The organism is Streptomyces sp. NPDC002156 (genome assembly GCF_053593675.1).
The window spans coordinates 1-6,552 of record NZ_JBSFDA010000047.1; the positions used below are offsets into that span (position 1 = coordinate 1).

The window sequence follows — 6,552 nt, forward strand, 5'->3', positions numbered from 1 at the left end:
GTCGGCTTCCAGGGCCTCGGCGTGTTCGTCGACGAACACGCCGAGGCTCAGCCTTCCCCCAGGCCGAGCCCTGTCTCCTTGCCGTACGCCTCCAGGATCGCGGCGATGTCCTGCATGGTGACCTCGTGCCGTTCGAACCGGGCGAACTGCTCCTCGCCCAGCAGCAGTTCGAGCAGCCCGTCCACGTCGTTGTCGTCGAGCTTGCGCAGGGCCTTGGCGGTGGCCCGGGTCAGCTCGGTCGGCAGGGTGAAGGTGTCGCCGTCCAGATTGAAGGACCAGCTGCGGCCAAAGGATTCGAGGCGCTGGGCGCGGGCTGCGTTGACGTCGAAAGAGGCCATCTCGGTCGTACTCCTTGTCAGATGTGGTCGAGCGATGAGGTGCGGTGAGGGGCCGGACACCGGAGGCGTCGGAGGGGATTTGCCCCCGGTGTCCGGCGGGAGGGTGGAACAGGGGTGGATCAGACCGCGTACGCGGCGTCCTTCATGACGAAGCCGCCCAGGGCCTCCCCCTCGACGGAGGCGAGGGCCTGGAAGGTGATGCCGAGCTGGGCCGGGGCCTTGCGGCCGAGCTTGATGTCGTCGGACGCCGTGACCTGGCCGCGCGGGATGCCGAAGCGGTACGTCACGACCGAGCCGTCGCTCGCCCGTACGTCGGTGAACTCCAGCCCGAGCGCGCGGACATCGGCGTACGCGCGGTCGGCGATCTCGTACTCGAAGACCCCCGAGCCGCCCGTGGAGCCCTCGACGGGCTTGACCGCGCCGCCGCCCATGAAGAACGGCAGCGTGTCCTCGTTGAACTGGAGCAGCGAGAACTTCAGCGTCAGGTCACGGTCGGAGTAGACGAAGTGCACCGGGCTGATGGTCTGCCAGCTGTCGACGGCCTCCAGCTTGTCCTTCTTGCTGAAGGTGACGCCCTCGCCGGAGGTGTAGCCCAGGTTCTTCCAGGCGGCGCCCCAGTCGGCGGCCGGGGTGTCGGAGAAGGCGGTCGGTACGGCCGTGCCGGCGACGGCGACGTACAGGCGGCCGGTTCCCGCGATGCGGATCTCTGAGGTGTTGCTACCTGCCATTGCTGGTTCTCCTCAACTAAGGGACAGGAAATGAGGGGTGGGAGGTGGGGAAGCGCCGGGGAGAGGGTCAGTAGACGCTGACGGACACCTTGAGGACGCACACGTACCGATTGGCCGCCCGGTAGAGGTAGTCGGGCAGCCAACGCGGGCCGTCCTCCTCGACGACGTCGGTGATCAGATTCGTGCCGTACGTCCGTCCGGCCGCGGCGAGTACGGCGCGGCGGCCCGCGTTGGCCAGGGTGTGCGCGGCGGCCTTGGTCGGCCCGTACACCTCCAGCTCGATCAGCGGTTCGTCGACGTGCAGATCGCCGATCCAGGCGCCGCCTCGCCTGTTGACGAGGACGGCCTCGGCGGTGCCGTCGAAGTCGGCGGGCGGCTCGACCGCGACCAGGGCGGTGGAGAGGGCCGGGTCGGCTTCGAGGATGTCGACGACCAGCGCCTCGACTTCGAGAAAGGTGTCGGGCGGAGGTACGGCTGAGGTCATTCCGGATCACCTCGGGCGGCTGGGCGACTGGGGCAACTGGGTCAACCGGGCGGTCCGGGGAACGCGAACAGGGGCTCCTGATGAGTCAGGAGCCCCTGGTGTGCGGACACAGTTCGGCTGCTGCGCCAACTGTGACAGATTGCTTGCTCGCGCGCAACTAGTGAGGTGTGGCGGTCATCGAGGGGTGGGGGAGGGTGACGGGTGGCGGGGGTGAGGGATCGGGGCGGGAGTCAGTGGGATGCGAGCGGTGTCCCCGCGTCCGCCGTCGGTGGCAGGAACTGCTCCACGGCCCGGGCGAAGCGCTCGCGCTGGTTCGTCGGTACGCCGAGAAGGTCGGCGGCCTCGTCCACGGTGAGCCGGCGGATCGGTGCGGAGGTGGGAGGGGTGGAGGGCAAGTGTGCGCGCGGGTCGGTCAGTTCCTCGGCGGTCAGTCGGCCGGAGCGGATGAGCATCTCGCGGACGGAGACGTCCAGTACGCGGGCGAGGCGCCGCGTCGTCTCAAGGTCCGGCATGCTCTGGCGGTGCAGCAGTCGGGTGACCGCCGCCCGGTGCACGCCCGCCTCGTCCGCGACGCGTGACTTGCCGCCGCCGCGGGGGCTGTCGATGTCGTAGCCGCGCCGGCGCATCAGCTCTTCGATCCATGCCGCGAACACGTCAAGCTCGGGGGTCGCCATGGCGCTACTCGCTTTCAATCGGGGGTGGCGCGAGTTTAGCTTGCTTGCGCGCGCGGAATTACAAGCTCGCAGCAAAGTGACGGAAGAGCACGGGGGAGAGGTCGGGGGCATGCGGGGTTCGTTTGACGTATGGCACGCGCGAGCAAATCATTGCGCGCGCGCTCGCAATCTGTCGAGGTGCGCGGGAGGTTCCGTTGGCTGAGCGGCCGACCGCGCACGCCGCACTGTGGATCGGCGTTCTGGCGCAGCAATTCCCGGAACTCTACGAAGAGTTGGCCCCCGGTCGTGGCCGTACGCCCGGCCGCCGGGGCCGTACGGCACCCGCACCCACGGCCGAACTCGGCGCACGTCTCCGCCAGGAGCGCGAGGAGGCGCTGCTGCTCCAGCAGCACCATGGTCTGGCGGTGCCCGGGCACAGAACGGCTCCGTTGCGGCTGCACATCTCCGACACCATCCGCGACATCGCGGACGGCGTGGTCGAACTGGAGGAGGCCGTACACGACCGGCTCGGGCTGCCCCGGCCGGACCGCGCTCCCGTGCCGGAGCGGTTGCGCCGGATCGGGGCCCTGCTCGACGAGATCGCCACGGACCCGGTACTGGCCGTGCACGTCCGCGACGAGGCCCGTCGGCTGGCCCGGCGCTGCGCCCGTGCGCTGGGCGACAGCGAGATCGTCGTACGGGTGTCCGGCCGCTGCCGCTGGTGCGACTCGGTCTCCCTACGGGCCTTCCCCGACCGCCAGGCGGTCCTCTGCATCAACCCCGCCTGCCGCTGCACCGCCCCCGACTGCGACTGCCACCACGATCCCGGGCACCGGCACAGGTGGCCGGAGGGGGAGTGGGAGCGGGTCGCTGCCGCGGGCTCGGCGTCGGGGGGCGGCCGATGAGTACATCGATGAATACGCCGACGGGCACGCCGTACGACGGACAGCCGACCCTGATCACCGGGGAGCTGGCCGCCCGGGAGATCGGGGTCGCTCCCGCCACCATTCGGAAATGGGTGCAGCTCGGCCGTCTCACGGCCGCGGGGCGGGCCGGACGCGCTCTGCTGTTCCGGCTGGAGGACGTGTTCGCGGCGGAGCGCGCGACGCGGGCGGCGGCCCGGCGGTCACGGGAACGTTGAGACGCAGAGGATGCTGAAGGGCGGTCACCCGGGCGCGGGGTGACCGCCCTTCGGCCTGCCCTCAGCGCTGCTGCTGCAGGTACGGCTGGAGGTGGTGCAGCCGGGTGTGGTAGTCCGGGTGGGACGAGAGCAGCTTGCTCAGCGGGCTCTCCTCCGGCGCCACACCGCCGTTGAGCGCGGCGAGCGCCGCCGTCTGCGCCTGCTCGTCCTGGTGCAGCTTGTGGAGTACGGCGGCCAGCATCGGCGCGAAGCCGAGGGCGGCCGCGTGCTCGTCGGCGCGGAGTTCGGCGCGGCGGCCGACGGCGGCGAGGGCGTACGGCACACCGAGGATCAGCAGGGGCAGGCCGTACAGGGTGCTGATGGTCGCCAGGGCGATGCTGCCGAGGACGAGCACGACGAAGGCGACGCCGAAGCAGGAGAAGGCGCGGGACACCTTGAAGACGATCACGGAGAGGGCGCGCAGGACCCGCCAGGCGATCCGGCCGGGCTGCGCGTACCAGTAGCCGAGGAGACCGGACCAGGCGTGGCCGCCGACGTGGTGGCCCAGCTCGTGTGCCATGACGGCGGCGAGTTCGCCGTTGGGCAGCTGGTTCATGGCGAAGCGGGTGACGCCGACGATGTGGCCGGCGGCGGCGACCGCGTTCAGGCCGTCGCTGTCCTCGACCCAGAGTTCGTAGTTGCGGCCCTCGACGCCCGCGCGGGCGGTGACCTCGCGCCAGACCGGTTCGAGTTTGGCTCGTTCTTGCGGAGTGGGGTAGCGCAGATGAAGCAAACGGCGCGCGAGGGCGCTTTCGGTGGGCCGGTGGAACACGAGTGCGCCGCTCAGCAGCCAGAGGATCACGACGAGGAACGCGAGTTCCTGGAAGAAGAGGGAGAAGAGGCTGACGACGAGGAGGCTGCAGAGGAAGTTCGGGAGATAGAGGAGCAGGTTCCCCACGGCGGTGGCGTCGGTACGGCGCTGGTGGGCGGAGATGTGGACGCGTCGGAGGTCGGTGGGGATGTGGTGGGGGTGGTGCTCGTCCGGGGACGCGGGAGCGGGCGGGGCGGGAGCGGTCGGGGGTGGTGGCGGGGGCGCGTACTGCGGGGGGACCGGCGGCTGGGCGGTGGCGGCCTGGGGGTAGGACGGCGGGGGCTGGGCGGGGGCCGCGCCCGGCCAGGCGGGGGGCGGCTGGGCCGGGTTCAGGGGCGCGCCCGGGTAGGCCGGGGGTTGGGCGGACTCGGGGTATGCGGGTGCCTGGGAAGCGGCGGCGGGATAGGAGGGCGGCTGGGCGGCGGCAGGGTACTGGGGCGGCTGGGCGGCGTCTGCGTACTGGGGTGGCTGGGCCGGGTCCGGGTACGAGGGGGGCTGGGCCGGGTCCGGGTACGGCGGGGGTTGCTGCGGGGCCTGCGCCGCCTGCGGGTACGCGGGAGCGGACTGCCCGGGGTACGGCGGCGGGGCCGAGGAGTGCGCCGCAGCCGACCCGGGGTATGCGGGCGGGGCTGACGGCTGGGCCGCTGCCTGCCCGGGGTACGTCGGCGGGCCCGGGGGTCGGTTGGCGGGCTCGGGGTGTGCCCGCGGGCCCGGAGGTCGGGGGGCGGTCTCGGGGTACTGCGGCGGGAGTGGGGTCTGGGCGGTGGGCTCGGGGTAGGGCGGCGGGACCGGAGGCTGGTGGGCGGCGGTCTCGGGGTACGTCGGCGGGGCCAGGGGCTGCTCGGCGGGCTCGGGGTACTCCGGTGGTGACGAGGGTGGCTGGGTCATGGTCTTCCTTCACGTGCGGGGACGGTGACTGAGCGGTCCGGTGTCCGGTGTGATCAGCCGATGAGCAGCGAGGCGGGGAGAAGGAGCGTGCCGGTGCAGAAGGAGATCAGGCCGGTACGGATCCACTGGTGCTTGCGCGTGGCGATACGGCTCGTCTCGGTGAGCGCCGAGGTGAGCGCGGCCGTGGGATCGCGCTGGGTGTCGGCGAGCGCCGCCTCCAACTGGCCGAGCCGTACGGCGTGTTGGATGTCGGCGAAGTAGGAGAGGGGCTGGCCCGGAGCCCACGGTTCGGAGCGGTGGCGGGGCAGGACGGCGAGGAGCAACGCGAACAGCGACAGCACCAGGGAACCGGCACCGGCGCCCCAGACGACGGTGCCGAAGGTGCTGAGCGCGCCCGGGTTCCAGTTCCGCCCGGCGAGCAGCCCGCTGAACACACCGGCGGTCATCCCGAGCGCGGCGACCAGGACGGACGCTTTGCTGTCGGCACGGGCGATCTCGGTACGGAGGTCCGTGAGCAGGCGTTCGCAGAGCTGGGTGGGGTCGGCGGGCGTGTCGGGCGGGAGCGGCGTCGGTGTGGGGCGCGGATCGAGCGTGGTCATGCGCCGCCGCCTGCCTTGTCCTCCTCGCTTCCGTCCCCGGGACCGTCGGCCGGCGCGTTCTGCTGCTCGGGGAGGGTCGGGGTGCTGCCGTAGCCGGGGGGCGGCTGCCAGGCGGGGGCAGCGGGGGCTTGGGGAGCGGAGTACGGCTGCTGGTACGGGGTGCCCGGCGGGACGTACGGCACGGGCGTGGGCGGTCCGGGGACATCGGCGGGGCCCGGGCTTCCGTACGAGGGAACAGACCCGTACGGCCCGCCGGCACCCGGCATCGGAGCCTGGCCCGCGGGTGCCTGCGGGGCGCCCGGATACGGGCTCGCCGGGGTCTGGGCGCCCCAGGCGGAGGCGGCCGGCGCGGCGCCCGGAGTCACCGGCGGCTGGGCAGCCTGGGCCTGAGCCGGGGTCGCGTCGCTGGGAGGCCGACCCGGGGTCCCGTACACGGAGCCGGGCTGCCCCGGGACGGGCCCGGGCCGGCCGGAGACGAGGTCCGGTTGCCCGGGGACAGATCCCGGCTGGCCGGGGACGAACCCTGCCTGGCCGGGGACGGGACCCGACTGGCCGGGGAGGAAGCCTGGCTGGCCGGGGACGGGACCCGACTGGCCGGGGACGAATCCTGCCTGGCCGGGGACGGGCCCCGACTGGCCGGGGAGGAAGCCTGCCTGGCCAGGGACGGGACCCGGCTGGCCTGCGAGGAAGCCTGGTTGCCCGGGGGCGACCGCCGACTGGCCCGGGACGGAGATCGGTTGCCCGGGGATGGGGCTCGACTGGCCCGGGATGGAGGCCGGTTGCCCGGGGATGGGGCTCGACTGGCCCGGGATGGAGGCCGGTTGCCCGGGGATGGGGCTCGACTGGCCCGGGATGGAGGCCGGTTGCCCGG

8 protein-coding genes and 1 pseudogene are annotated in these 6,552 nt (G+C 72.8%); 2 read left to right on the forward strand and 7 right to left on the reverse strand.

The genetic code is table 11. The annotated features are described in order from the left end of the window. Positions 1-47: 47 nt before the first annotated feature. The 4 genes from ACWCRB_RS20415 to ACWCRB_RS20430 form a co-directional block, all read right to left on the reverse strand. Positions 48-338: a hypothetical protein gene (locus ACWCRB_RS20415; protein WP_450997384.1), complete on the reverse strand. Its 291-nt coding sequence runs from the start codon at positions 336-338 to the stop codon at positions 48-50. Between the two features lie 119 nt (positions 339-457). Continuing rightward, positions 458-1,066, reverse strand: a complete 609-nt coding sequence (locus ACWCRB_RS20420) for a phage tail tube protein (RefSeq protein ID WP_450997385.1) — start codon at positions 1,064-1,066, stop codon at positions 458-460. 67 nt (positions 1,067-1,133) lie between these two features. Continuing rightward, a complete protein-coding gene (locus ACWCRB_RS20425; RefSeq protein ID WP_450997386.1) occupies positions 1,134-1,550 on the reverse strand; it encodes a hypothetical protein in 417 nt (138 codons plus the stop codon). A gap of 230 nt (positions 1,551-1,780) precedes the next feature. Further along, complete coding sequence (locus ACWCRB_RS20430) at positions 1,781-2,224, reverse strand: helix-turn-helix domain-containing protein (protein WP_450997387.1); 444 nt, start codon at positions 2,222-2,224, stop codon at positions 1,781-1,783. Positions 2,225-2,418: 194 nt separating this feature from the next. Between ACWCRB_RS20430 and ACWCRB_RS20435 the strand changes: the two genes are divergently transcribed. Together ACWCRB_RS20435 and ACWCRB_RS20440 are read left to right on the forward strand one after the other, a co-directional pair. Beyond that, entirely contained in the window at positions 2,419-3,108 is a 690-nt protein-coding gene (locus tag ACWCRB_RS20435; RefSeq protein WP_450997388.1) for a hypothetical protein, read from the forward strand. An 8-nt stretch (positions 3,109-3,116) separates the two neighbouring features. Then, positions 3,117-3,344, forward strand: coding sequence for a hypothetical protein (locus ACWCRB_RS20440; protein ID WP_450997389.1), 228 nt, complete (start codon positions 3,117-3,119; stop codon positions 3,342-3,344). Positions 3,345-3,405: 61 nt separating this feature from the next. On the opposite strand, the gene ACWCRB_RS20445 is transcribed toward ACWCRB_RS20440, so the two are convergent. The 3 genes and pseudogenes from ACWCRB_RS20445 to ACWCRB_RS20455 all read right to left on the reverse strand — a co-directional run. After that, positions 3,406-5,082 carry a M48 family metalloprotease gene (locus ACWCRB_RS20445; protein WP_450997390.1) on the reverse strand — a complete coding sequence of 559 codons (1,677 nt, stop codon included), beginning with the start codon at positions 5,080-5,082 and terminating at the stop codon, positions 3,406-3,408. 53 nt (positions 5,083-5,135) lie between these two features. Next, positions 5,136-5,681, reverse strand: a complete 546-nt coding sequence (locus tag ACWCRB_RS20450; protein ID WP_450997391.1) for a Pycsar system effector family protein — start codon at positions 5,679-5,681, stop codon at positions 5,136-5,138. After that, positions 5,678-6,552: pseudogene (locus tag ACWCRB_RS20455) on the reverse strand (hypothetical protein); the annotation flags it as partial. The gene ACWCRB_RS20450 and the pseudogene ACWCRB_RS20455, both read right to left, overlap by 4 nt.